Here is a 23,053-nt window from a genome sequence, read left to right as displayed (position 1 = left end):
GCATCACCCCTGCGATGCTTCGGCGGCAGGCTTCTCCTGCCGTTTCGGCAACTTGACCTCGATATGAAGTTCACGCAGCTGTTTGATGGAAACTTCCGCAGGGGCATTCATCATCAGATCCTGCGCCTGCTGGTTGAACGGGAATGCAATGACCTCGCGGATATTCGGCGAATCGGTCAGCAGCATGACCATGCGGTCGACACCCGGGGCGATGCCGCCGTGCGGAGGCGCACCGAGTTTGAACGCATGAATCATCCCGCCGAACTTCTCATCGACTACGCTGCGATCGTACCCGGCGATCTCGAACGCCTTGTACATGATGTCCGGACGGTGATTCCGGATCGCGCCCGACGAAAGTTCGATCCCGTTGCAGACGATGTCGTACTGATACGCGAGAATCTCAAGCGGATTCCTGTTCTGCAGCGCTTCCATGCCGCCCTGCGGCATCGAGAACGGGTTGTGCGAGAAGATGATCTGACCCGTTTCCTCGTCCTCCTCGAACATCGGGAAGTCGATGATCCAGCAGAATTTGAACTCATTCGGATTGATGAGACCGAGCTGACGCCCGAGTTCCGGAATGACCGCTCCGCCGATCTTCTGCACAACTTTCTTCTTGTCCGCGAGGAAGAAGAGCGCATCGCCGGGTTCCACCTTGCCGGTCTCTTTGAGTGCGGCAACGATCTCCGGAGTCAGGAACTTCACGATCGGGCTCTTTTCGCCCTCTTCCGTCCAGATGATATAAGCCATGCCCTTTGCGCCGTTCTCCTGCGCGAACTTGATGAGGTCGTCGAAGAACTTACGCGGTTTTCCGGCGACTTTCGGCGCCTTGATCGCGCGGACGACGCCGCCCTTTTCGACAGTTCCGGCGAACGCCTGGAAGCCGCAGCCGCGGAAATGTTCGGTCACGTCGATCATCTCAAGCGGGTTGCGCAAATCCGGCTTGTCGGAGCCGAAGCGGTCCATCGCCTCGAGATACGGCAGCCGCACGAACGGCGGTTTCGAGAACTCTTTCGTGCTGAACTTGCTGAACACATCCTCGAGCAGACCTTCGATCACCGCAAAGATATCGTCCTGCTCGACGAAACTCATCTCCACGTCGAGCTGGTAGAATTCGCCGGGGCTGCGGTCCGCCCGCGCATCTTCATCGCGGAAGCACGGCGCAATCTGGAAGTAGCGGTCGAACCCCGCCACCATCAACAGCTGTTTGAACTGCTGCGGCGCCTGCGGCAGCGCGTAGAATTTCCCCGGATGCAGACGCGACGGCACGAGATAGTCGCGCGCGCCCTCCGGACTGCTCGCGGTCAGGATCGGCGTCTGGAACTCGTTGAATCCCAGTGCAGTCATGTAGCGGCGGATCTCCGCGATGACCTGGCTGCGCAGGATGATGTTCCGGTGCAGCTCCTCGCGCCGCAGATCGAGAAAACGGTACTTGAGACGCAGCGCCTCGGGCGCCTGGTCGTCTTTCGCAACGAGGAACGGCAGGACCTCGGCCTCCCCGAGGATCTCCATGTCGGTCGCCTGCACTTCGATTTCACCGGTCGCGAGCTTCGGATTGACCGTCTCGGCCGAACGGGCGACGACTTTGCCGTCAAACCGCACGACCGTCTCGACGCGCCAGCGATCGAGCGACTGATAGAACGCGCATTCCGGATCGATCACCACCTGGGTGATCCCGTAGTGGTCGCGCAAATCGATGAAGATCACGCCGCCGTGGTCGCGGACACTGTGAATCCAGCCGGAGAGGCGGACACTCTTGCCGACCTCGGATTTGCGGAGCTCTCCGCAGGTGTGGGTGCGATAGATGCTCATCTCAAAAAATTCCTTGCATCATTTGATTTATGGGTGTATCTATACTATTGTAAACTAATATAGCACGGTTTTGGCAATTTAAAAGCGGGATTTCCGGCATATGTGGCATGAACGTCTTGCGAAAATTCTCGGAGGAGTGGTTTTTCTGTTCCTGTGCTGCCTGACCATCGGCTGTGTCGCCATGGCCGGCATCAGCGCAAAAAACGGCAACTCCCCCGGCGTCATCATGTTCATGATTGCAACCATGCCGTGCGGATTCGTCACGGGGGCGCTGTTCGTCCGGCTCTACCTGCCGCAATTCGCGGACGGCTTTGTCGATTTTCTGCTCGCACCGAAACGGTGGCGGGAAAAACCGGCCCCGCTCATGGGACCGGTCAACGCACTTATCAAGCAGCAGAAATATCTCGCCGCACTCAACCGGGTCGATCAAATGCTCGAGGAGTCGCCGGAATATCCACAGCTCTGGCTGATCCGGTTCGACCTCTTCCGCAACCATCTCGGCCTGCCGGATGAAGCGCTACGCACCGCCGAAAAGTATCTCGTCCGCCCGGAACGGAGACGCTCCCCGGTCAATGCTCAGCTCGTGCTGCGGTATGCGGAACTTTCGCGAGAACTCGGGCTCTTCGACCAGGCCGAGCGGCAGATCGAGGCGGAACTCAAACGGCTCGGAACCGGTTACTCCCGCCACGACCGCAAGCTGCTGGTCAACATGCTCGAGGCGATCCGGGCCATGAAGAACGGCTGCACGCCGGCGGAGGAGTGCTGGAAACCTCCGACCCCCTCCACTCCGGCGCAATGATCGCTTACAGCGCGCGATCCCAGTATTTGCGGACAACCTCCTGGCCGTTCCGCCGGATCGCCGCTTCGACCTCTTCGACGCTGCGCGAGTCGTTCAGCGTGAACTGCCCGACCTCGTCCGCGAGTACCGCATAGCCGCCCGGCGTCACGCGGGAACCCGCGCTCATATTGTCTGCGCAGAGCTGGACCATGCGGTCGCGGAACTCCGGATTCTCGCGCGTCGAAATCGTCATGCCGCACTCCGGAAACACGATCCGGAACGCGAGCATCATCAGTTCGAGATCCGCATCGTCGACCGGATGCGCGGGCTGGAATCCCCCCTCGGTCGCCGTGATGCGCGGGAAAGCGAACTGCACTTTGCTCTCAAAGCAGTGTTTCTGCAGATAGATCGCGTGCGCCGCGAGGCTCGCGGCCTCCATGCGCCACTCGTCGAGCCCGAGCAGAAACGCCATGCCGAGATTGCGCATTCCGGCCCGGCCCGCCCGCAGCTGACTCCAGACCCGGAAATCGTAGACCCGTTTCGGCCCGACCGGATGCAACTCCTTGTAGAGCTCCTGATTGTAAGTCTCCTGGAAGAGCGTCAGCCCCTCGTAGCCCGCTTCAAAGAGGCGGCGATACCCCTCCTCCTCCTGCGGCGCGATCTCAAGACTCAGATAAGAGAACTTCTCCTTGAGCATCCGTCCGACTTCGCAGAGATAGTCGACGCTCATGCGGACGGGATCCTCCCCCGCCACGATCAGCAGCGAATCGATCCCCATCGCGAGAATCGCATCCGCCTCCTGCCGGATCTCATCGAGCGTCAGGCTCTTGCGTTCGTACTTGTGCCGGATGTTGAAGTCGCAGTATTTGCAACCGTTCACACAGCTGTTCGAGATGTAGAGCGGCGCATAGATCGTGACCGTCTTGCCGTAGTAGCGCAACCGGCATTTGCGCGACACTTCGCGCATCTGCGGCAGACACTCCATCGCCGCGGGCGAGATCAGATTGAGCAGATCGAAGTAATTGCGTTTCTCTTTCGCAAGCGAATTCAGAACCGCCTCCGGCGTGGCGGAGTCGATCATGCGGCGGATTTCGGATTCGGAAAAGCGGAGTTCAGGAAACATGATTCGCTCCCCCCTCTCACCGGAAAATGTCGAACGTGTCCTGCGGACTCGTCGCGGATGCACCCGAATGCGGCGCCGGAGGACCGGCCAGAACGCCGAGTTCGGCCGCGCGGATCGCGAGTTTGAACGCTTCAGCCATCTTCGCCGGATCGTCCGCGGCGGCGACCGCAGTGTTGATGAGCACCGCGTCCGCTCCGAGCTCAATCGCGGCGGCCGCGTGGGACGGCAGCCCGATGCCTGCATCAACCACGACCGGAATGTTCGATTGTTCGATGATGATCTCGAGCATCGACTGCGTGCGCAATCCCTGGTTCGATCCGATCGGCGCGCCGAGCGGCATCACCGCCGCCGTGCCGCACTCCTCGAGCCGCCGCGCAAGCACCGGATCGGCGTTGATGTAGGGCAGCACAACCAGCCCCATGCCGACGATCTGCTCGGCGGCTTTCAACGTCTCGACCGGATCGGGCAGCAGATAGTGCGCATCGGGATGGACTTCGAGTTTGATCCAGTTGTAACCGGCCGCCTTGCCGAGTTTCGCGATGCGGACCGCCTCCTCGGCGTTGCGTGCGCCGGAGGTGTTCAGCATGATCTCGACTTTCGAGCGGTCGATCGCGCTTAAGATGTCGTCCGTACCGGGCGCGGCGAGGTCGACGCGGGTCAACGCGGTCGTGACCAGCTCCGTGCCGGAAGCCTCAAGCGCGGCCGCAAGCTGCTGTTTGGACGCGAATTTGCCGGTGCCGAGAAAAAAACGGCTGTTGAATTTTTTTCCGGCGATAATGAGATCTTTCATGATGATTTCTCTTCCTGTGTTAAGCGCTTCCTACGGCTCTTCTCCGAGCAGGAGCGCGATTACCGTGTTTGCCTGCATCGCCGCGGCGATGCCGACGCGCGGCGAAAACGGCTCGAATCCGCGATCGCCCACGTCACTCTCGAAATCTCCGACCACATAGAGTTTCCCGGCGGCCATCCGGCGCAGCTGCAAAGCGTTGCTGCGCCCCCATCCGCCGATACCGCTCGCGGCGACGACCGTTTTTCCGGCCGCCATCATCGTCCGGATCAGCATCTGTTTGGCGCAACTCGAATCGAACGCCTCGACCACAATGTCGCATGCGCCAAATAGAGCGGAGGCATTCCCGCCGGTCACCTCCTCATCGAGCAGTTCCAGCTCAAGATCCGGAACGATGCGCAGCAGATTCACGCCGAGCGCCTCGACCTTCCTCTGACCAACCTGGTCGGCGAAGAAAAACTGCCGGTTCAGATTGCTCTCCGCAACCCGGTCGAAATCGGCCACGACCAACCGGCGGATTCCGGAACGAACCAAATGCATTGCGCAGTTGGAACCCAATCCTCCGGCGCCTGCAATCCCGATCCGGGCGCGCGCGAGCAAGTCGCGCTGTTGTGCAGTGAGATACGCGTTGATCTCCCTCATCGCTGCCGCGCCTCCCCCGGATCAGCCCCCCGCGACGACACGGAATGCGTTCAACACATCCCCCTCATTCAGAACGTCGCCGAGCGCCCCGGCATCCAGAATTTCACCGTTCCGCTCGGCAACGACCGCGGCGGGCTGAACGCCCTGCTGCACGAGAAACTCCGCGATGGTCGTTCCGGCCGCAACCTCCTGCGATATGCCGTTGAAACTGATTTTCATCCTCTCCCGGGCTCCTTATCCGGATTTCATTCAAAATTCCTTACAATATAGCACGTTTTCCCGTTTTTTTCAATGAAAAAACGAAAGAGCCGGAGGATCCTCGAATCCCCCGGCCCCCACGGTGAAAACCGCTTAGAAGTGTTCGGCAATGTAATCGACCGCATTGCGGAAGAAAACCACGCCCTCCCCCTCTGCCGCGAGTTTTCCGGCGGACTTGTCGGCCGTCCAGCTCGGCGAGTTGTAAGGCGACAGGAACGCCTCCGGGTGCGGCATCAGCCCGAACACCCGTCCGGTCGGGTCGCAGATTCCGGCGATGGAACGGAGCGAGCCATTCGGATTCGCGGGGAACTCCGTTGCGAAACTCCCGTCCGCATTCACATATTTCACCGCCGCCAGGTGGCGCGCTTCGATCTCGTCCAGCACCGCGTCGGCGGCGACGAACTTCCCCTCGCCGTGGCGCAGCGGCAGCCGGACCATATCGACCCCTTTCGTAAAGACGCAGGGAGAAGCGGGATCGGCTTTCAGAATGCACCAGTCGTCGCGGAACACGCCCGAATCATTGTGCGCCAGCGCAACCGTCTGCGAAAAATAATCGCCGTTGAGCGCCGGAACCATGCCGAGACGCGTCAGCGTCTGGAATCCGTTGCAGACTCCCATGACCAGTTTTCCGTCGGCGACGAACTTCTCAAGCTGTTCGCGCAGCTGGAACTTGACCCGGTTCGCGAAAACAGTCCCGGAACCGAGATGGTCTCCAAACGAAAATCCGCCGATGAAAATCAGAAAATGGTATTCTTCGAGCGTGTGCTTCCCCGCAATCAGGTCATTCAGGTGAACCTGCTGCGGCTCAGCGCCGACCAGCCGGCACGCAGCCGCCGTCTCGCGCTCGCAGTTGAGCCCGAATCCGGTGATGACCAGAACTTTAACGTCAGATCTTTTCATTCTTATGTGCATCCTGCAAGTTTTAGGTGTGATAATCCGCGTTGATCTTGACATACTCATACGAGATGTCGTTCGTCCAGACCCAGTAGCTCTCATCGCCGTCGTGGAGATCAACCGTGACGGAGAATTCGCGTTTGCGGACGATGTCGACCAGATCCTCCTCCGGAGTGCCGGCGTCGCCGCCCTCTTTCACAACCGGAATCCCATCGTAGAAGACATCGACTTTCTCCGGCCGGAACTTCGCGCCGGAGTAACCGAGCGCCGCGACCACGCGACCCCAGTTCGGATCGCCGCCGAACCAGGCGGTTTTGCAGAGCAGCGAATTCGCGACCGACTCGGCACAGAGTTTCGCGTCCTCACGGGTACGGGCGTTTAAGATCTCGACGTTCACGAACTTCGTCACGCCCTCGCCATCCATCACCATTTCGCGCGCGAGCTGCTGCATGATCTCGAGCAGAGCCTTGCGGAAGAGTTCAGCCTCCGGGGTGTCGGGGAGGACCTCCACGCCGGAGAGTCCGTTCGCCATCACAATGACCGTGTCATTCGTGCTCATATCGCCGTCGATGGTGATCCGGTTGAACGAATCAGCCACATTCTCCCCGAGCATCTCCGCGAGCAGCGCATTGGAGATTTTCACATCGGTCGTGATGTAGCAGAGCATCGTCGCGTGCGGAACCTTGAGCGACGGATCGATCATGCCCGCCCCCTTGGTCATCGCGCCGATGCTGCACACGATCCCGTCGAGCTCGAGTTCGATCGCGGCCGATTTCGGAACGGTGTCGGTCGTCATGATCGCCTCTGCGGCCCGTTTCCCGCCGTCGTCGGAGAGCGCCGCGACCGCGAGTTCAATTCCTCTCTTGATCGTATCCATCGGGAGCTGAGTCCCGATCCGGCCGGTCGATGAGACCACCACATCGGAGGGGTTGATCCCGAGTTTGTTCGCCGCCAGCACGCAGGTGGCCTCGGCATTCGCCAGCCCGGTCTCGCCGGTACAGGCGTTCGCGTTGCCGGAGTTGATGACCGCCGCGCGGATCGTGTCGGTCGTGAGCACGCGCTTGCGGCAAACCTGAACCGGAGCGGCCGCAAACGTGCAGCTTGTGAACGCCCCGGCGAAATTCGCGGGCTCGTCGCTGACCAGCATTGCGAAGTCGGGCGCGCCGCTGCGCTTGAATCCGGCTGTGACTCCCGCCGCCCGGAAACCGCGCGGGGTCGTGACCGATCCGTTCGGAATGCGCTTGAAATTACTCATCGATCTTCTCCCCGTAAGTTGCTTTCACGTTGATCGCGATTCCGCCGCGGGGACGGAAGCGGCCGATGACCTCGGCGCGGCGCGGCGAGCAGGCGCTCACGACGGCGTCGAGGATGGTGTTCACGGACTCCTCGTGAAACGTATTCGTGTTGCGGAACGAGTAAAGATACAGTTTGAGCGATTTGCTCTCAATGCACTTCTTGTCCGGCACATAACGCACGATGATGTGGCCGAAATCCGGCTGACCGGTCACCGGGCAGAGCGAGGTGTACTCCGGACAGTCGAATTCAATGATGTAGTCGCGGTCGGCATAGACGTTGTCAAACGCCTCGAGGTGCGCCTCCGCGGGGGAGGACGGATAGTTGCGCTCCGATGCGGAAAGCAGCGTCAGATTGCGAAACCGCTCCCGGCTTTTTTCGGGATTCATATCGATTCTGCCTTGTCATTAAGTTCGCTGTTTTGAGATATTTCTCTTTAAAATAGCATCTTTTCCGCGGATTTTCGATATTAAAGCGAAAAAATGAGGATTTTTTTCTTGAATTTTGCCAAATCAGTCTGTATATTGCTCAAGGAATAGGAAAACGAGATTCGTTTAAACGGCGATTCTGTGCGTAAATCAAATTGTGAGGGATGAACCAAATGAAATTCCGTAAGACAGTTCTGGCGTCGGCAATTCTGGCGGTGATGATGGTCGGAGCCGTTTCCACACAGGCTGCAGAAGACTGCTGGGTGATGCGGCCGGTCGAAAAACTCGGTCGCGGCATCGCCAACGTCGCATTCGGGCCGCTGGAGATCCTGATGAAAGGGTATGACGTCACCCAGGAACAAGGCGGCATCGCCGGTCTGACCTACGGACCGCTCAAGGGGGTCTGCTTCACGGTCGCCCGTGAAGTTGTCGGCGTGGTCGACATCGTGACGTTCCTTTTCCCGCTGCCGGGCTGCCCGAACGACCCGAACGACGCCGGCTGGGGTTACGGCCCGATCATGCGTCCGGCCTGGGTCGTCGACATCGAACACAACTGGGGTGACTTCGTTTACGACACCGACATGATCGTCTCTTCCGATTACTGACAGAGCGATACTCATCGATCTCCGGAACCGTTCCCGGTTTCGGAGATTTTTTTTGCCTTTTCGCCGGATTCCGCGACTGCCGGAGGCTTGAAAGAGAGGGGTTTCCGTGGTATATTAACAACTTTGAACTGAATCAGAAACGAGGAAACATCCTCATCAACCGGGACAGCAGATCATGAGTTTTTCCTGTGGATTCGTCGGATTGCCGAATGTCGGCAAATCCACTTTGTTCAACGCGCTGTGCAAGGGCGGCGCCGAAGCGGCCAACTTTCCGTTCTGCACAATCGAGCCGAACACCGGAATCGTGCCGGTTCCGGATGAGCGGCTCGGGGTGCTCGCCAAACTGGAGAAGTCCGGAAGAATCGTCCCCTCCACGCTGAAGTTCATCGACATCGCCGGACTTGTGAAAGGCGCGAGCCAGGGACAGGGGCTCGGCAATCAGTTTCTCGGCCACATCCGCAACGTCGACGCGATCGCGCACGTGGTGCGGCTCTTCGAGGATGGCGACGTCGTCCATGTCGACGGCAGGGTCGATCCGGTGAACGACCTCGATGTAATTCTGACGGAACTCATGCTCGCGGATCTCGAATCTCTTGAAAAGCGGCGCGACAAGGCGTACAAACTCGCGCGCGCCAACGACCCGGACGCGAAACTCGAATATGAACTGATCAAATCGCTCGCGGATCAGCTCGCCGAAGGGCATATCCCCGAATATGACAAAAGCAATCCGAAACTCGTCGACTGGGTGAAGAGTTACGGACTTCTCTCGATGATGCCCGCGTTCGTCTGTGCGAACACCGACGAGGAGAATTTCCGCAACTTCGAGAACTCCGAAAAGGCGAAAGCGCTCGTGGAATTCGCCGCGAAACACGGGATGGAAGTCGTCCCGGTCTGCGCGAAACTCGAAGAGGAACTCGGCCAGCTCGAAGAGGAGGAGGCCGCGATGTTCATGGAGGAGCTCGGAATCAAGGAGACCGGCCTTGCCCGCGTCATCCGCACCGGATACCGGCTGCTCGACTACATCACGTTTTTCACGGCCGGCCCGATGGAGTCGCGCGCCTGGACCGTCACGCGCGGAACTCCCGCGCCGCAGGCCGCGGGCAAGATCCACACCGACCTCTGCCGCGGCTTCATCCGCATGGAAACCGTCTCCTACGAGGATCTCGTCGCGGCGGGCGGCTGGGCGAAAGCGCAGGCCGCCGGCAAGTTGCGGATCGAAGGCAAGGAGTATCTGATCCAGGACGGCGACGTGATCCACGTCCGTTTCTCGGTCTAGTGTTTTTTTGCTGAAAACTGTTCCGCGGGAACGAATTTGCCCTGTTTCAGTATTGAAAAAAGTGCAGAAACAATATATATTATTTATCCACGCCGGAAGAAAAACGGCGCGGCACTGGGTGAACGACAAGAATAACCATTGAAGATAGAGGTTCAACTATGGCGAAGAAGAAAACCAATCTTGTCTTCGAGGGCAAGGAAAAAGAATACTATGATGCCCTGATGCACGCCCGGGACATCGTCACCAACCAGATGCAGTACCATGCGGAAGACGCGCTCGACTGCAGCAATGCCGACAAGCGCGGCGTTACCACTCATATGGCGGATGTCTCCAGCGACAACTCCCGTCACGAGATGGAACTGCGGATGCTGACCGAGGAGAGCAACGTTCTGCAGCTCATCGAAGATGCGCTCCAGCGGCTCGCCGACGGCGAGTACGGCCGCTGTCAGGAGTGCGGCGAGATGATCTCCGAAGGACGACTCAAGATCCGTCCCTATGCGGTATTCTGCGTGAAATGCAAATCCAAACACGAGCAGATGAGGTAACTTCGTGTCTTTCTGGAAACCGGAAGTGCTCGAGCCGAAAAGCCGGCGGGAGTACCGGACACTCGGCTGGGCCGCCGGGCTCGGCGTCGTTGTGCTCGTACTCGATCAACTGACGAAGTTCATCGTCATGCGGCGATTCGAGCTCGGGGAGAGTCTTCCGATCTGGCAGCCGTTCTTCTCTCTGACCTACGTCCGGAACGAGGGAGCGGCGTGGAGTATTCTCTCCGGCCACGGCTGGTTTCTGCTGCTGGTGGCGCTGGTTGTTGCGGCGGGGGTGATTTTTTTCTTCCGCCGCCTGGCCGAGGGGTATCCGGAACGCTATTTCGCGCTGCTGCTCGTACTCAGCGGCGTGGCGGGCAACTCGATCGACCGCCTCTGGCTCGGAGCGGTTGTGGATTTTCTCGACTTCCACTGGTACGACCGCTTCCGCTGGCCGGTGTTCAACGTGGCGGACATCGCCATCTGTGTCGGCGTCGCCCTGTTCATTCTCTCGACACTGCTGCGACCGTCGAAGAAGAAAGAGTCCGGAGAGGATTCCCCGCAGGAGACTTGATTTTCCTGCTCCATGATGATACTGTAACTCCCGTTCCAATCCGAACGGGAGTTTTTTTTATGAAGATCATTTCAATCGAAACCATGCGAAATCTGGAACGCCGCGCCATCGACTCCGGTGTTTCCGGTTACACCCTCATGCGGCGCGCCGGAGAGGGCGCTGCAGAAGAGATCCGTCGCTTTGCGCAGGGCAAAGCGTTCCGCCGGGCGGTCATCCTCGCCGGGCGCGGCAACAACGGCGGGGACGCCCTGGTGGCAGCTCCTCTGCTCGGAATCCCCGCCGTTATCTACGCGACCGGGCCGCTCGAGATGCTGCGCGGAGAAGCGGCCAAAGCGGCGGGCGATCTGCCTGAGATGATTCCGGTGGAGGTGCGCGACACCCTTTCCGCTGCGGATTTTCACCGCGGCGACCTCATCGTTGACGGGCTGCTCGGAACCGGGTTCGCCGGAGAACTCCGCCCGCAGTTCCGCAACTGGATCGCCGCGGCGAACAGCTCCGGATGCCCGATTGTGGCAATCGACCTCCCCTCGGGAATCAACGGCAACACGGGAACTGCCGATTCCGGGCTCGCGATCCGGGCGGAATTGACCATCACATTCGGCTTTCCCAAACGCGGCCACTTTCACGGGGACGGGCCGGCGGCTTCCGGACGGCTGCGACTCGTGGATATCGGCCTCGCCGACCCGGACTCGCCGAGCGGAGACGCCGAAGAGGCGTTTTTCGCCGCCGATGCGGAGAAACTGCTGAATCCTCCCGCTTTCGATACCTACAAAAATCAGCGCGGTCGACTGCTGATCGCGGCTGGGTCGATCGATTACAGCGGAGCCGCCGCGCTTTCCGCCCATGCAGCATTGCGGGCCGGAGCCGGGATCGTCCGGCTGGCCGTGCCCGCGCGCCCGTTCGCGGCGTTGCCGGGCGCACTGATCGTACGGGTGGTCCGCAGTGCGGAGGGGTGTTTCGACCGGAAATCGCTTCCTGAACTCGCTGCGATGATGGCTCAATCCGATGCCGTCGCGGCCGGTTCCGGCTGGGGAATGGGCAAAGAGACCGGGGAAGTGCTCTCGGAACTTCTGCGATTTCCCGGCCCGCTGCTGCTCGACGCGGATGCGTTGAACACTGCCGCCCGGGAACCCCAACGGTGGGTCAGACGCGACAGACTCGTCATCACGCCGCATCCGGGCGAAGCGAGACGGCTCGCCGACGCTTTCGCCATTCCATACTTCGAGGAGCGCACGCAGTTTGCGCTCGCGCTTGCGGCGGAACTCGGTGCGGTCACGGTTCTGAAAGGGCCGCACACCGTGGTCGCCGCACCGGACGGACGGTACAGTTTGAACTCCTCCGGCTGTCCGGCGCTCGCGACGGCGGGATCGGGCGACGTGCTCGGCGGCATCATCGGCGCGCTGCTCGCGAGAAACCCGGAGCGACCGTTCGAGATGGCGCAGCTCGGCGTCTTTCTGCACGGGCTGGCCGGGGAACTCGGCGCGCCCGGACTCATCGCGGACGACCTGCCGGAACTCGCGGCCCGCGCCGCCGCCATGGTCCGTTCGTTCAAAAGTTGAATCCGAGCTTCTCGAGTATCGCCCGCGCTTCCGGCGACGCATTGCGCACCGTGAACGCGGGGAACTCCCGACGCACCCGGTAACGACCGCGCTGGGTCTCAAATCCGGCCGGATCGTTGCGCAGATTCCGGTCATCAAAACCGATCTCATAGGTGTGCAGCAGAGCCCGGACGATCTGCCGCATGGCGGAATCTTCCGGGTCAAGCACGACCACCGGCTGCTCCGGTTCCGGCAACCGGGCCGGATGCCAGTTCCGAAGTTCCGCGATTCCGAAAAAGTTTGCGATTGCCCGGACCGACATCGCCGTTCCGTTCGCCTTGCCGTCGGTCGAATATCCGGCGATGTGCGGCGTGCCGATTCGTACGCGATTCAACAGTTCGCGGTCGATCCCGGGTTCATTCTCCCAGACGTCGAGCACCGCACCCGCAATTCGCCCGGTTTTCAGCGCTGTTTTCAGCGCGGCGGAATCGACGACTTCACCACGCCCGCTGTTGAAGAGTTGCGCATTCCGCTTCATTCCGGCGAGAAACGCCGCATTGCAGAGGTGAAACGTCGGATGCGCTCCGTCCCGCGTCAACGGCGTATGGAGCGTGACGAAATCCGATTCCGACAGCAGTTCAGGAAGTTCCGTGAAACCGTCCGCTCCCTCCCGTTCAGCCCGCGGCGGATCGTTCCGCAGCACGCGCATGCCGAGCATCTCACCGAGAGCGGCGACTTTCGATCCGACATTGCCGACGCCGACGACACCGAGCGTCTTTCCATGCAGATCGCCGCCCGATGAAACCAGAGCGCTGCTGATGTACTGCGCCACACTTGCGGCGTTGCAGCCCGGCGCGCTCGTCCAGGCGATTCCGGCACGTTCGAGATAGTCCGTGTCAATATGATCGAAGCCGATCGTCGCGGTCGCGATAAACCGTACACGCGACCCCGCGAGCAGCTGCTCGTTGCAGCGCGTACGGGTGCGGGTGATGAGCGCATCCGCATCGCGCAGATCACCGGGCGCAATCGCCCCGCCCGGCAGATAGACCACCTCGGCATACGGCTCGAGCACCCCTCTCAGAAACGGAATCCTGTCATCGGCAACAATCTTCATTCCGAACCTCCCGATTCAACAAAAAAAGCGAACCGCGGAAACTGCTCTTCCCCGGTCCGCTGTTTCGCCATCCCTTTTACTTTTCGTCCTCTTCGAGGTGCGCGGAGCAGATATTGCAGTGGCGGCAGTCGAGCCCTTTCGGCGGGACGTAAAGTTTCCCTGCCTTGACCGCTTTCCGGTAGTTCGAATAGTTCTTGAGAGCCAGGATGGAACCGACCAGAATGAACGCGCCGGGCGCCGCCGACGGCAGCAGGAAGTCGGTCGTCCACGCCGTGATGATTTTCGTCTCGAACACCGCCCCGGTGCTCAGAAACTCACGCAGCACGCCGAGCATCGTCAGCGTCAGCGTAAAGCCGAGCCCCATGCCGACACCGTCGAGCATCGAGCGGACCGGACCGTTCTTCGACGCGAATGCCTCCGCGCGGCCGAGCACGATGCAGTTCACAACGATGAGCGGGATGAAAATGCCGAGCGCGGCGTAAAGCGCGGGCGGCGCATACGCTTTCATCAGCAGATCGACGATCGTCACAAATGTCGCGATCACCACGATGTAAACCGGGATACGCACTTTCTTCGGCACGATTCCCGCGATCAGCGAGATCACAAGGTTGCTGCCGAACAGCACACCCGTCGTCGCAAGCCCCATGCCGAGGCCGTTCGTCGCACTGCTCGTGACCGCCAGCGTCGGACAGGTTCCGAGCAGAAGCACGAGCACGGGGTTCTCTTTCCAGATTCCCTTGGTGAAATCAGACAGCATACTCATTTTTCATTCCCTCCCGCCGGAGAAAGTTTTGCGATGATTTCCGCCCGGTTCGCGAGAAAGCACTGCGCAACCGAATCGGCCAGTTCCGTGATCGCCCGGCTTGTGACCGTCGCACCGGAAACGTAGTCAATCCGTCCGCCATCTTTCCGGACTTTCCAGTTTTTCCCTTTCACTGCGCTCTTGCCGTTGAATTGATCGAGGAACGAGTTCGGGGCAATTCCCTCTGGACGCTTCTCGAACAGATTGAAGATCGTCTTTTTGAACTGGCGCTGACAGACATTCGCTCCGAGTCCGGGGGTTTCATTCTGCTTCGTAATCAGCACCGCCCGGATCTTGCCGTCGAGGTCAAATCCGATCAACCCCTGCACCGGAGCGGCGTATCCCTTGCAGGCGCCGCTCGCCGCCACAGCGATGAGCTTGCCGTCTTTCACCGCACCCATGAACGTGATCTCCATATCACCCTGCCGGAGCATAAGTTTGTTTTCCGACGGCTGGTTGTCAAATGCCGGCAGAATCTGCCTGAGCGCCTCGTTCGTGGTGCGCAGCTCCGCCGCAGCAATCGGCTCGCTCACAATATCCGAGAAGACCGCAAGCAGCACCGCTGAGATCAGCCCGAGCACCGCGAGAAAAAGACCGAGAACGAAGAAGTTTTCCGTATTCTTGAGATTCATTTCCGCTTACCCCCGTTTCGCCACATAACCGAACGGCCGCACCGTGCAGAAGCGGTCGATGAGCGGCACAAGCGCATTCATGAACAGAATCGAGAAACTGACCCCCTCCGGATAGTTCCCCCAGATGCGGATCACCGTCGTAATCACACCGCAGCCGAACGCGAAAACGATGCAACCTGTCGATGTGATCGGACTGGTCACCATGTCCGTCGCCATAAATATCGCCCCGAGCATGAGCCCGCCCGTCAGAATGTGGAAGAGCGGCGGCGGCGTCACCCCCGGGCAGAAGTAGTTGACGATCCCGGTGAACACGGCAACCGTGCCGACAAATACCACCGGAACCCGCCAGTTGATGAGCTTGAAAAGCACGAGAATCACCCCGCCGATCAGCAGCGCCAGAACACTCGTCTCACCGATACAGCCCGCCTTGCACCCGAGGAAGTATCGAACCATCTGCTCGTTGCTCGCGACCGCGGCGAAATTCTCCTGCGCCTCAATCGATTTCCCCATGATCTTCTTCGTGGTACCGACCACGCCGAGCGGCGTCGCGCAACTGATGGAATCCAGCGGCGTCGCATGGCTCTCCGCGTCGACCGACTTCGCCGCCCGAATGGTCGACGGCGAATACCAGAGTTCGGCATCCGGCGCCGTCGGACTCATTCCGCGGGCCGGACTCCACCAGGTCATGAGCGCCGGCAACGCAATCAGCAGCCCGACCCGCGCCACCAGCGCCGGGTTGAACGGATTGTTGCCGATTCCGCCGAACACCTGCTTCGCCAGCCAGATCGCGAGAAACGCACCGATCAGGCAGACCCAGAACGGGATGTTCGGCGGCAGATTCAATGCCAGCAGCAGACCCGTCACCGCTGCGCTTCCATCGGAGATCGTCCCGACGACCGGTTTTTTCGCCAGCCAGCACCAGAGCGCCTCGGCACCGACGCAGAACGCCATCGTGAGAACCATCACCAACGCCGCGCGCCAGCCGAAGAAGTAGACACCCGCCGCACATGCCGGCAGCAGGGCGAGAAGAACTTTGTACATGATCCGCCGCACACTGTCGGAATCCTTGATGTGGGGCGATGAACTCAGAACCAGCTTGTCGCCGGTCGGAAGTTTGATTTCGTTTTTGATTTCTTCAGACATGATTACGATTCGATCCCGAAAGTGTTATTTCTTGCGTTTGCGGATTTCGGCTTTCGCGCGGCGCATATGCTGCACCAGAGGACGATGAGCCGGACAGACATACGCGCAGGAGCCGCATTCCAGGCAGTCCATGACGTGATTCTGAGCCGCGAGATCAAACCGTTCCGATTCAATCACGTTCCCGAGCAGACACGGCAGCAGATTCATCGGACAGCCCTGAACACACCGTCCGCAGCGGATGCAGCTGGTCGAACCGTAGGCGACACTCTCGGAGACCGGCAGCAGCAGCACGCCCGAACTGTTCTTGCAGATCGTCACATCGAAACTCCGTTGCGCAAAACCCATCATCGGACCACCCATGATGAGTTTACCCGGCTCCTCCGTCACGCCACCGGCGAATTCGATCGCCTTGATGACCGGAGTGCCCAGCTTCAGCATCCAGTTGCCGGGATTCTTCACAACTTCGCCGGTGACGGTCGTGATGCGCTCCACGAGCGGAATGCCGCGAATCACCGCATCGGCAACGGCCGCCGCAGTACCGACATTCTGCACCACGCAGTGCGCATCCATCGGAAGCCCGCCGGTCGGAACCTCGCGCCCCGTGATCGCCATGATGAGCTGTTTTTCAGACCCCTGCGGATACTGAACTTTCAATCCCACCACAGTGACGCCGAATTCGGCGGCATGTTTGTTCAGCGCCTCGATCGCATCGAGCTTGTTGATCTCCACCCCGAGGAAGATGTTCTTCACTCCGAGAATCCGCGCGGCAATGGCAGCTCCCTCCAGAACTTTCCCGGGCTGTTCGAGCATCAGACGATGGTCGGCGGTCAGGTACGGTTCGCACTCGGCACCGTTCAGAATCAGCGTATCGACCTCTTTCTCCGGCGGAGGAGAGAGTTTCACATGCGTCGGGAACGCCGCACCGCCCATGCCGACGATACCGGCGTCGGAGATCCGCTTGAGCAGATCCGAAACCGGCGCAGTACGCCATTCAAGCGCGGGCATCGGTTCACACGGTTCGTCTTTTCCGTCCGATTCGATCTGGATCGCCGGAACCGGAGTACCCATCGCACCGGGCACGTCGACGATGCCGACCACTTTACCGCTGGTCGGAGAGTGGAGATTCGCGGAGACGAACCCGTCCGCAGCGGCGATCAGCTGGTATTTCTTCACCTCATCCCCGGCTTTCACAACCGGCTTCGGCGGTTTGCCGACGCTTTCGGAGATGACCACGGTATAACGGTCGAGCAACGGCGCCTGCCGCACCGCGCTGCCCGAACTCAGACTCTTTCCGTCGGTGGAGGGATGAATTCCCCCATCGAACCCCATGACATTGCGGGAACTCTTGCTCATTTCTCAGCGCTCCATTCCGGATCGTGCTTTTCAATGCGGAGATGCTCTTCGGCAGAGAGCAACGCTCCGGTCGGACAACCCGCAGCCTGCACATCCTCCTGAGTCGGCAGCGGGGTATTGGCGTAATTGACCGTCGCCTTGAACCCCTCGATGATGAATTTGTCAGGGGCGGCTTTCTGGCACTTGCGGCAGCCGATGCAGGCGACTTTGCAGACCTGCCGCTTGGCCGGAGCCTTCAACGGGGAGTTGCAGTAGACATGAACTTCGGCATCGGCGGGAACGAGTTTGATCACGTTGCGCGGGCAGACCGCCACGCAGGTACCGCAACCGACGCAGAGTTCCCTGTGAATCACCGCGAGACCGTTGATCATCTCAATCGCGCCGAACGGGCACTTCCGGGCGCAGGATCCCATGCCGAGGCAGCCGTAGGAACACCCTTTCGGACCGCCCGCCACCAGCGACGCCGACACACAGTCGGCCACGCCGTTGTAACTGGCAAGACGCATGGTCTGTTCGCGGTCGCCGCCGCAGAGCACCACCGCTTTCTGTTTAAACGATTCGCCCGCCTCGATTCCGAGCGCCCGCGCAATCGCGCTGACCTGCTCGCTCGAGGAAACCGGGCACTTCGACGGGGGCAGCTGACCGGAAACCACAGCCTTGGCGAAGTCCGAACAGCCCGCCGTGCCGCAGCCGCCGCAGTTTGCGCCGGGCAGCAGCTCGGTCACAAGATCGACCCGCGGATCGCTCTCCACCCGGAAAAGTTTCGCGAAAATACCGATGACGACGCCGAGAACAAGACCCGTTCCCGCCATCAGGATGATTGCCAGAATGATCGTATTCATCGTTCCTCTCTCCCCGTATCAGCAGAGTCCCGAAAAACCGACGAACGCCATCGCCAGAATTCCGGCGGTGATGAGTGCGATCGGAGTTCCCTGGAACGGTTTCGGAACCTCGGCCAGGTCGAGCCGCTCACGCAGGCTCGAGAAGAGCACCAGCGCCAAAGCGAATCCGACCCCCGAGCAGAAACCGAAAATCGTCGCCTCGAGCACCGTGAAGTTGCTGTCGGCATTGATCGTCGCCGCACCGAGAACGGCGCAGTTCGTAGTGATGAGCGGCAGATAGATGCCGAGCGCCTGATAAAGTTTCGGGCTGAGCTTCTGAAGCATGATCTCGATGAGCTGCACAAGTCCCGCAATGATCAGGATGAACAGCAGCACCTGCAGAAACGAGAGGTCATACTCTTTCCCGCCGATCGTGAAATGCAGCAGATGCCGGTAGACCAGTGATGTGATGAACGACGCGATCGTCATCACGAAGATGACTGCGCCGGACATCCCAAGCGCGGTTCCCAGCCGCTTGGATACCCCGAGAAACGGGCAGATCCCGAGGAACCGCGAGAGCACGAAATTGTAGACCAAGATCGCGCCGATGGTTAGTTCCAGATACTTCATTCCCTTTTTGCCTTCCCTTTCCTAAGTGCATTTTCGAGAAAACACAACAGTGTATTTAATGTAGACCGGATCGGTTGGTTTGTCAAGACATTTCCGGAAGGTTTCCCCATTTTGTGCCGCCCGGACTTGCAGGAATCCCGCGCACGTGTTATACTAATTAAGGAAACTCAACACTGGAGGCGTAAGTATGAGATTTCTTCGGAGCTTGCCGCTGCTGTTTCTGGTTCTGTGCTGTTCAGGATGTATGTCCGTCTCTCTGAAACCGTACTATACGCCGGAAAATCAAATCCCCGTCCCGGATGAGCTGGTCGGACTCTGGCGGCTCGAGAAACTGCAAGGAAAAACTCAGAAAACCAATCTTCTGCAACTTCAGATCGCAAAGAACGGGGAGACAAAAGTCACCCAGTTCCCGGAAAAAGAGGGAGAGGAAACCATTCACCGTTCCACATTTTACACGCAGTGCTTCAGGGTGAACGGCGAACTCTATGCGGACTGCATGATCCGCTCCCTGAAAACGTTGCCCGCTGCGGAGGCTCTGACCATGGTCCCGGGGCATCTGCTGGTTAAGCTCTCCGTCTCCGGGGAGACGCTCCGTGCCGTTTATCCGCTTAATCTGCCGAAACTTGCGGAGGATGGGAAGCTGCCCATCGGGCTGACCCGGATCCTGCCGGAGACGACCCCCGGGAAAGCAGAGGCGATCTGGGTGTTCACCGCCCCGGGTTCCGTTTGGGAGGAGACACTGAAAACCATGTCCCCGCAGATTTTCCCGGATGATTCGAGGGCATCCTGCGAATTCCGTCGGGTGCTGATCCAGTAACCGTTTCATTCAGGGAGATTCGATGAAACTGTTCAGCGGCATACGTGTTTTTCCGGCGGTTCTTGCGCTGCTTTTTGCGGCGGCGGGAGCCGCTGCCGAAAACCGCACCGTGAGCATCACGATGACCTGGCAGCCTCAGGCGCAGTTCGCGGGAATCTATTACGCGAAAGAGGCGGGAATCTTCGCGAAATACGGGCTGGACGTGGAGATCCGCCACAAGACCGCCGAACTTTCAATCGTCGATTATCTCACCTCGAAACACTCGGATTTCATCATCGCCTCGCTCGGGACCGCGCTCGTGGAACGCTCAAAAGGAGTCCCGCTCGTGAATGTCTGCCAGCTCGGAAAAGAGTCGATGGTCATGCTCATCACCGCCGCGGGGAACGGCATCGAGACGCTTGCGGACCTCAGCAGCCCCACTCCCTCCGGCAAGCCGCGCCGTTTCGCGGTCTGGAAAGTGGACTTCGGCGCGGTTCCGCTCGCTTTTCTGCGGGAACGGAAGATCAACGGCAGCATCATCCCGATGAACACCGGGATCGGTCTCTTCCTCTGGGGGGCGGCCGATGTGATCTGCGCCATGGAATATAACGAATACTACCAGCTCCTCGCCGCAGGATACGAACCGGATGAACTTGTCTGTTTCCGGTTGCGCGACAACCGGATGAATATCCCGGAAGACGGCCTTTACACTCTCGAATCGACCCAGAAAGCCGCCCCTGAAGTGTCGGCGGCTCTGGGCAAGGCGATTCTGGAGGGATGGCGCGAAGCGCTGCGCAATCCGGAACAGGCGCTCGCTTATGTCCGGAAATATTGCGACCGTGACAACAGCCGTTTCGATCCGGCCCATCAGCTCTGGATGTTCAAACTCTACGGCAGCTCCCTCGCCCTGGAGGGACCGCAGTCGGGAATACTCCAGCGCGGAGACTACGATTTTGCGGTCAAGGTCTTCCGGAAGTACGAACTCATCGACTCCGCCGTCGATTACTCCCGTTTCTGCCCGGGGACGAAGACCGGAGGCGGAAAATGAAACGCTTCCGCGACTGGAGTTTTTCAACCCGGATCAATGCGGTCCTGCTGCTGTTTCTGCTGACGGCGGGGGGCGGCATCGGCGGATTCGTCTATCTGCGCACCTACGCGATTTTGAGCAAAGAGGTCGGATTGACCGCAACGGCAGCGGTGAACCTCACGGCAGAACGGATCAACAGCGCATTCCCGCCGATCGAAACCGCCGCCCGGGAGCTCGCGCTCGCGCTCGAAGTCAACCAGCCCGGTCTGGAAGCGCAAAAGCGGATGATCCGGGAGACGCTCGCGCAACTGCGGGAGACGGTGCCGTCACTCTGCGGAATCAGCGTCGCCTACGTTCCCTTTGGCGGCGACCCGGACCGGGAATACTTCATGCTCTACGGTTATGTGGACAAAAACGGCGAAATCGCGGTCAACCAGATCGGAGGGAACGAATACCGCTACTTCAAATTCGACTGGTTCACGATTCCGCAACTCCTCAATCACGCAGTCTGGACCGAACCCTATCTCGACTCGTTCACCGGGACCGAGATGAGCACACGCTCCCAACCGATCCGGAACGCAGCCGGAAAGTTCATCGGGGTCGTCGGCTTCGATCTCTCGCTCGAAGGACTCGGCACCCTCGCGGCGGGAGCGGACGTTTACGGATACGGGCAGGAGTTTCTGCTCTCGCGGTTCGGCCGCTTCGTCGCGTTTCCGGAGAACAAAACGCATCCGTTTGAAACGGAAGAACTTCGACAGGAGGCGCCGCTCATCATCGATTCGACGGTTTTCAGCTACGCGGATCTGCTCAAGCGGAAACTCTTCCCCTCCCGGGACGCCTCCGAAAAACTCCGCATGATCGGTCACGCCATGCTCGCAGGCAAAACCGGCTGGACGCGGGGGAGAGTCTTCAACCGGCAGGAGGGGATGGAGCGGATCTTTTACGCGCCGGTCGCCGCCCCGGGCTGGAGCCTCGGAGTCGCCTATCCGGAAGCGAAGCTGCTCGCGCCGCTCCATGAACTCACGCGCCGGGTCATTCCGTTCGCCGCGGCGGGGGTGCTGCTCTGCCTGTTTTCGGTCGGCATGCTTGTGCGGCGCATATCGCGACCGCTCGAGGAGCTCACCGATGCGGCGCAGTCGATCGGCGAGGGAGATTTCGACACTCCGCTGCCCGCACCGAAAGGGCTCGACCAGGTCGGGCGACTCACGCGCGCATTCCGCTCGATGCAGGAGGCCCTCAAGGCCTATGTCGAAGAGTTGAAAACCACGACGGAAGCCCGCCTGCGCATCGAGAGCGAACTCGAAGTCGCCCGGCAGATTCAGCTCGGAATTCTGCCGAAAATGGTTCCGCCGCTGCCCGACACAGAGGAGTTTTCGCTGTACGCCTCGCTGCGGCCGGCCCGGCAGGTCGGCGGAGATCTGTACGACTTCTTTCCGATCGGAGGCAGTCGTTACTGCTTCATCGTCGGGGACGTATCGGGCAAGGGGATTCCGGCTGCGCTCTTCATGGCGGTGATCCAGACGCTGCAGCGCGGCGAGGCCGAAAAAATCCAGGATCCCGGAGCGCTCGTCACCCGGATCAACGAACTTCTGAGCCGAAACAATGAGACATTGATGTTCGTCACCTATTTTCTCGGCATCCTCGACCTGCGTTCGGGGGTGTTTCAATACACGAATGCGGGACACAATCCGCCGTGCCTGCGGCGGCGGGACGGGCAGACCGGGCTGTTGACCAGCCGGCACGGCCCGGCACTCGGAGTCGTGCCGGACGCGAAATACAGTTCCGACAGCATCCGGCTCGAGGCGGGCGACTGCGTCGTGCTCTACACGGATGGCGTGACGGAGGCAGCCAACCGGTCGAACGAACTCTTCGGAGTCGAGACGCTGCGGCGGCTGATCGCGACCCGTCCGGCCACCTCGGCAGCGGCGCTCGGAGAGGATCTTCTGCGCACGGTCGACCAGTTCGCCGGCGGCGCCGAACAGGCGGATGATATCACGCTGTTGATTCTGCGATTCAATGCCGTCGGAAGGATTCCGGAAGAATCCTCCTGAGGTTTCATAAAAAATAGCGTATTTCGTATGGAAAAAGTTCAAAACCGTGTTGCAAAATTGAAAACGGGGGGATATCTTAAAGGAAAAATTGACGTTTGAATTCGGGTAAGGAATGTCGGCCGCGCGAAACGGAAGCCTTGTCCCGGGGCCGGGGC

Annotated in this window: 24 protein-coding genes; 9 read left to right on the top strand and 15 right to left on the bottom strand. The window is 60.0% G+C overall.

Annotation, left to right across the window (positions count from 1 at the left end):
• Positions 1-3: 3 nt before the first annotated feature.
• The gene (gene aspS, locus Q0J85_RS04235; RefSeq protein WP_294478506.1) at positions 4-1,809 is read right to left on the bottom strand and encodes an aspartate--tRNA ligase; all 1,806 of its coding nucleotides are present in this window, start codon (positions 1,807-1,809) and stop codon (positions 4-6) included.
• Positions 1,810-1,909: 100 nt separating this feature from the next.
• Here aspS and Q0J85_RS04230 point away from each other — a divergent pair, with 100 nt between their 5' ends.
• Positions 1,910-2,608 (top strand): hypothetical protein, encoded by a 699-nt coding sequence (locus tag Q0J85_RS04230; protein ID WP_294478505.1) that lies wholly within the window; start codon positions 1,910-1,912, stop codon positions 2,606-2,608.
• Between the two features lie 4 nt (positions 2,609-2,612).
• Here the strand turns inward: Q0J85_RS04230 and thiH are convergent, their stop codons facing one another.
• From thiH to queF, 7 genes are all read right to left on the bottom strand, one after another.
• Positions 2,613-3,710, bottom strand: coding sequence for a 2-iminoacetate synthase ThiH (gene thiH / locus Q0J85_RS04225; protein ID WP_294478504.1), 1,098 nt, complete (start codon positions 3,708-3,710; stop codon positions 2,613-2,615).
• Between the two features lie 16 nt (positions 3,711-3,726).
• Positions 3,727-4,500: a thiazole synthase gene (locus Q0J85_RS04220; RefSeq protein ID WP_294478502.1), complete on the bottom strand. Its 774-nt coding sequence runs from the start codon at positions 4,498-4,500 to the stop codon at positions 3,727-3,729.
• A gap of 30 nt (positions 4,501-4,530) precedes the next feature.
• The gene (gene thiF, locus Q0J85_RS04215) at positions 4,531-5,139 is read right to left on the bottom strand and encodes a sulfur carrier protein ThiS adenylyltransferase ThiF (RefSeq protein WP_294478500.1); all 609 of its coding nucleotides are present in this window, start codon (positions 5,137-5,139) and stop codon (positions 4,531-4,533) included.
• A 21-nt stretch (positions 5,140-5,160) separates the two neighbouring features.
• Entirely contained in the window at positions 5,161-5,358 is a 198-nt protein-coding gene (thiS, locus tag Q0J85_RS04210) for a sulfur carrier protein ThiS (RefSeq protein ID WP_294478499.1), read from the bottom strand.
• A 132-nt stretch (positions 5,359-5,490) separates the two neighbouring features.
• On the bottom strand, positions 5,491-6,297 hold the full coding sequence (locus Q0J85_RS04205; protein WP_294478497.1) for a phosphoribosylformylglycinamidine synthase subunit PurQ: 807 nt from the start codon (positions 6,295-6,297) through the stop codon (positions 5,491-5,493).
• A gap of 22 nt (positions 6,298-6,319) precedes the next feature.
• On the bottom strand, positions 6,320-7,546 hold the full coding sequence (argJ, locus tag Q0J85_RS04200; RefSeq protein ID WP_294478496.1) for a bifunctional glutamate N-acetyltransferase/amino-acid acetyltransferase ArgJ: 1,227 nt from the start codon (positions 7,544-7,546) through the stop codon (positions 6,320-6,322).
• Positions 7,539-7,973 carry a preQ(1) synthase gene (gene queF / locus Q0J85_RS04195; RefSeq protein WP_294478495.1) on the bottom strand — a complete coding sequence of 145 codons (435 nt, stop codon included), beginning with the start codon at positions 7,971-7,973 and terminating at the stop codon, positions 7,539-7,541. The genes argJ and queF overlap by 8 nt, the downstream gene beginning before the upstream one ends.
• A 212-nt stretch (positions 7,974-8,185) precedes the next feature.
• Here queF and Q0J85_RS04190 point away from each other — a divergent pair, with 212 nt between their 5' ends.
• From Q0J85_RS04190 to Q0J85_RS04170, 5 genes are all read left to right on the top strand, one after another.
• A complete protein-coding gene (locus tag Q0J85_RS04190) occupies positions 8,186-8,617 on the top strand; it encodes an exosortase system-associated protein, TIGR04073 family (RefSeq protein WP_294478493.1) in 432 nt (143 codons plus the stop codon).
• A 175-nt stretch (positions 8,618-8,792) separates the two neighbouring features.
• The gene (gene ychF, locus Q0J85_RS04185; protein ID WP_294478492.1) at positions 8,793-9,893 is read left to right on the top strand and encodes a redox-regulated ATPase YchF; all 1,101 of its coding nucleotides are present in this window, start codon (positions 8,793-8,795) and stop codon (positions 9,891-9,893) included.
• Between the two features lie 158 nt (positions 9,894-10,051).
• Positions 10,052-10,438, top strand: coding sequence for a TraR/DksA family transcriptional regulator (locus Q0J85_RS04180; RefSeq protein ID WP_294478489.1), 387 nt, complete (start codon positions 10,052-10,054; stop codon positions 10,436-10,438).
• Positions 10,439-10,442: 4 nt separating this feature from the next.
• Positions 10,443-10,991 carry a signal peptidase II gene (gene lspA / locus Q0J85_RS04175; RefSeq protein WP_294478487.1) on the top strand — a complete coding sequence of 183 codons (549 nt, stop codon included), beginning with the start codon at positions 10,443-10,445 and terminating at the stop codon, positions 10,989-10,991.
• Positions 10,992-11,050: 59 nt separating this feature from the next.
• Positions 11,051-12,550: an NAD(P)H-hydrate dehydratase gene (locus tag Q0J85_RS04170; protein ID WP_294478486.1), complete on the top strand. Its 1,500-nt coding sequence runs from the start codon at positions 11,051-11,053 to the stop codon at positions 12,548-12,550.
• Here the strand turns inward: Q0J85_RS04170 and pdxB are convergent.
• From pdxB to Q0J85_RS04135, 7 genes are all read right to left on the bottom strand, one after another.
• The gene (gene pdxB, locus Q0J85_RS04165) at positions 12,540-13,643 is read right to left on the bottom strand and encodes a 4-phosphoerythronate dehydrogenase PdxB (protein WP_294478485.1); all 1,104 of its coding nucleotides are present in this window, start codon (positions 13,641-13,643) and stop codon (positions 12,540-12,542) included. The genes Q0J85_RS04170 and pdxB overlap by 11 nt on opposite strands.
• A gap of 76 nt (positions 13,644-13,719) precedes the next feature.
• Positions 13,720-14,406 carry an electron transport complex subunit RsxE gene (gene rsxE, locus Q0J85_RS04160; protein WP_294478483.1) on the bottom strand — a complete coding sequence of 229 codons (687 nt, stop codon included), beginning with the start codon at positions 14,404-14,406 and terminating at the stop codon, positions 13,720-13,722.
• Positions 14,403-15,077: an RnfABCDGE type electron transport complex subunit G gene (locus tag Q0J85_RS04155; protein WP_294478481.1), complete on the bottom strand. Its 675-nt coding sequence runs from the start codon at positions 15,075-15,077 to the stop codon at positions 14,403-14,405. Before Q0J85_RS04155 ends, rsxE begins: the two co-directional genes overlap by 4 nt.
• A gap of 6 nt (positions 15,078-15,083) precedes the next feature.
• Positions 15,084-16,220 carry an RnfABCDGE type electron transport complex subunit D gene (locus tag Q0J85_RS04150; RefSeq protein WP_294478480.1) on the bottom strand — a complete coding sequence of 379 codons (1,137 nt, stop codon included), beginning with the start codon at positions 16,218-16,220 and terminating at the stop codon, positions 15,084-15,086.
• 24 nt (positions 16,221-16,244) lie between these two features.
• Positions 16,245-17,573 (bottom strand): electron transport complex subunit RsxC, encoded by a 1,329-nt coding sequence (rsxC, locus tag Q0J85_RS04145; RefSeq protein WP_294478478.1) that lies wholly within the window; start codon positions 17,571-17,573, stop codon positions 16,245-16,247.
• The gene (locus Q0J85_RS04140) at positions 17,570-18,415 is read right to left on the bottom strand and encodes an RnfABCDGE type electron transport complex subunit B (protein ID WP_294478476.1); all 846 of its coding nucleotides are present in this window, start codon (positions 18,413-18,415) and stop codon (positions 17,570-17,572) included. The genes rsxC and Q0J85_RS04140 overlap by 4 nt, the downstream gene beginning before the upstream one ends.
• Before the next feature lie 18 nt (positions 18,416-18,433).
• A complete protein-coding gene (locus Q0J85_RS04135; RefSeq protein ID WP_294478474.1) occupies positions 18,434-19,024 on the bottom strand; it encodes an RnfABCDGE type electron transport complex subunit A in 591 nt (196 codons plus the stop codon).
• Positions 19,025-19,211: 187 nt separating this feature from the next.
• Here Q0J85_RS04135 and Q0J85_RS04130 point away from each other — a divergent pair, with 187 nt between their 5' ends.
• Genes Q0J85_RS04130 through Q0J85_RS04120 form a run of 3 tightly spaced genes read left to right on the top strand, consistent with a single transcriptional unit; the run spans position 19,212 to position 22,898 of the window.
• Positions 19,212-19,841, top strand: coding sequence for a hypothetical protein (locus Q0J85_RS04130; protein WP_294478472.1), 630 nt, complete (start codon positions 19,212-19,214; stop codon positions 19,839-19,841).
• 22 nt (positions 19,842-19,863) lie between these two features.
• Positions 19,864-20,868, top strand: coding sequence for an ABC transporter substrate-binding protein (locus Q0J85_RS04125; RefSeq protein ID WP_294478469.1), 1,005 nt, complete (start codon positions 19,864-19,866; stop codon positions 20,866-20,868).
• On the top strand, positions 20,865-22,898 hold the full coding sequence (locus Q0J85_RS04120; protein ID WP_294478468.1) for a SpoIIE family protein phosphatase: 2,034 nt from the start codon (positions 20,865-20,867) through the stop codon (positions 22,896-22,898). The genes Q0J85_RS04125 and Q0J85_RS04120 overlap by 4 nt, the downstream gene beginning before the upstream one ends.
• Positions 22,899-23,053: the final 155 nt, after the last annotated feature.

The organism is uncultured Victivallis sp., from assembly GCA_944389935.1.
Taxonomy (GTDB): Bacteria; Verrucomicrobiota; Lentisphaeria; order Victivallales; family Victivallaceae; genus Victivallis.
This window is presented reverse-complemented; position numbering and strand designations above follow the sequence as displayed.

Coding starts and splice junctions, on each gene's coding strand:
- thiH (WP_294478504.1), bottom strand. CDS start 3,710: ATGTTTCCTGAACTCCGCTTTTCCGAATCCGAAATCCGCCGCATGATC.
- rsxE (WP_294478483.1), bottom strand. CDS start 14,406: ATGAGTATGCTGTCTGATTTCACCAAGGGAATCTGGAAAGAGAACCCC.
- argJ (WP_294478496.1), bottom strand. CDS start 7,546: ATGAGTAATTTCAAGCGCATTCCGAACGGATCGGTCACGACCCCGCGC.
- Q0J85_RS04180 (WP_294478489.1), top strand. CDS start 10,052: ATGGCGAAGAAGAAAACCAATCTTGTCTTCGAGGGCAAGGAAAAAGAA.
- Q0J85_RS04120 (WP_294478468.1), top strand. CDS start 20,865: ATGAAACGCTTCCGCGACTGGAGTTTTTCAACCCGGATCAATGCGGTC.
- Q0J85_RS04130 (WP_294478472.1), top strand. CDS start 19,212: ATGAGATTTCTTCGGAGCTTGCCGCTGCTGTTTCTGGTTCTGTGCTGT.
- queF (WP_294478495.1), bottom strand. CDS start 7,973: ATGAATCCCGAAAAAAGCCGGGAGCGGTTTCGCAATCTGACGCTGCTT.
- Q0J85_RS04125 (WP_294478469.1), top strand. CDS start 19,864: ATGAAACTGTTCAGCGGCATACGTGTTTTTCCGGCGGTTCTTGCGCTG.
- Q0J85_RS04205 (WP_294478497.1), bottom strand. CDS start 6,297: ATGAAAAGATCTGACGTTAAAGTTCTGGTCATCACCGGATTCGGGCTC.
- pdxB (WP_294478485.1), bottom strand. CDS start 13,643: ATGAAGATTGTTGCCGATGACAGGATTCCGTTTCTGAGAGGGGTGCTC.
- ychF (WP_294478492.1), top strand. CDS start 8,793: ATGAGTTTTTCCTGTGGATTCGTCGGATTGCCGAATGTCGGCAAATCC.
- Q0J85_RS04135 (WP_294478474.1), bottom strand. CDS start 19,024: ATGAAGTATCTGGAACTAACCATCGGCGCGATCTTGGTCTACAATTTC.
- Q0J85_RS04220 (WP_294478502.1), bottom strand. CDS start 4,500: ATGAAAGATCTCATTATCGCCGGAAAAAAATTCAACAGCCGTTTTTTT.
- thiS (WP_294478499.1), bottom strand. CDS start 5,358: ATGAAAATCAGTTTCAACGGCATATCGCAGGAGGTTGCGGCCGGAACG.
- Q0J85_RS04140 (WP_294478476.1), bottom strand. CDS start 18,415: ATGAATACGATCATTCTGGCAATCATCCTGATGGCGGGAACGGGTCTT.
- thiF (WP_294478500.1), bottom strand. CDS start 5,139: ATGAGGGAGATCAACGCGTATCTCACTGCACAACAGCGCGACTTGCTC.
- Q0J85_RS04150 (WP_294478480.1), bottom strand. CDS start 16,220: ATGTCTGAAGAAATCAAAAACGAAATCAAACTTCCGACCGGCGACAAG.
- Q0J85_RS04190 (WP_294478493.1), top strand. CDS start 8,186: ATGAAATTCCGTAAGACAGTTCTGGCGTCGGCAATTCTGGCGGTGATG.
- Q0J85_RS04155 (WP_294478481.1), bottom strand. CDS start 15,077: ATGAATCTCAAGAATACGGAAAACTTCTTCGTTCTCGGTCTTTTTCTC.
- Q0J85_RS04230 (WP_294478505.1), top strand. CDS start 1,910: ATGTGGCATGAACGTCTTGCGAAAATTCTCGGAGGAGTGGTTTTTCTG.
- aspS (WP_294478506.1), bottom strand. CDS start 1,809: ATGAGCATCTATCGCACCCACACCTGCGGAGAGCTCCGCAAATCCGAG.
- rsxC (WP_294478478.1), bottom strand. CDS start 17,573: ATGAGCAAGAGTTCCCGCAATGTCATGGGGTTCGATGGGGGAATTCAT.
- Q0J85_RS04170 (WP_294478486.1), top strand. CDS start 11,051: ATGAAGATCATTTCAATCGAAACCATGCGAAATCTGGAACGCCGCGCC.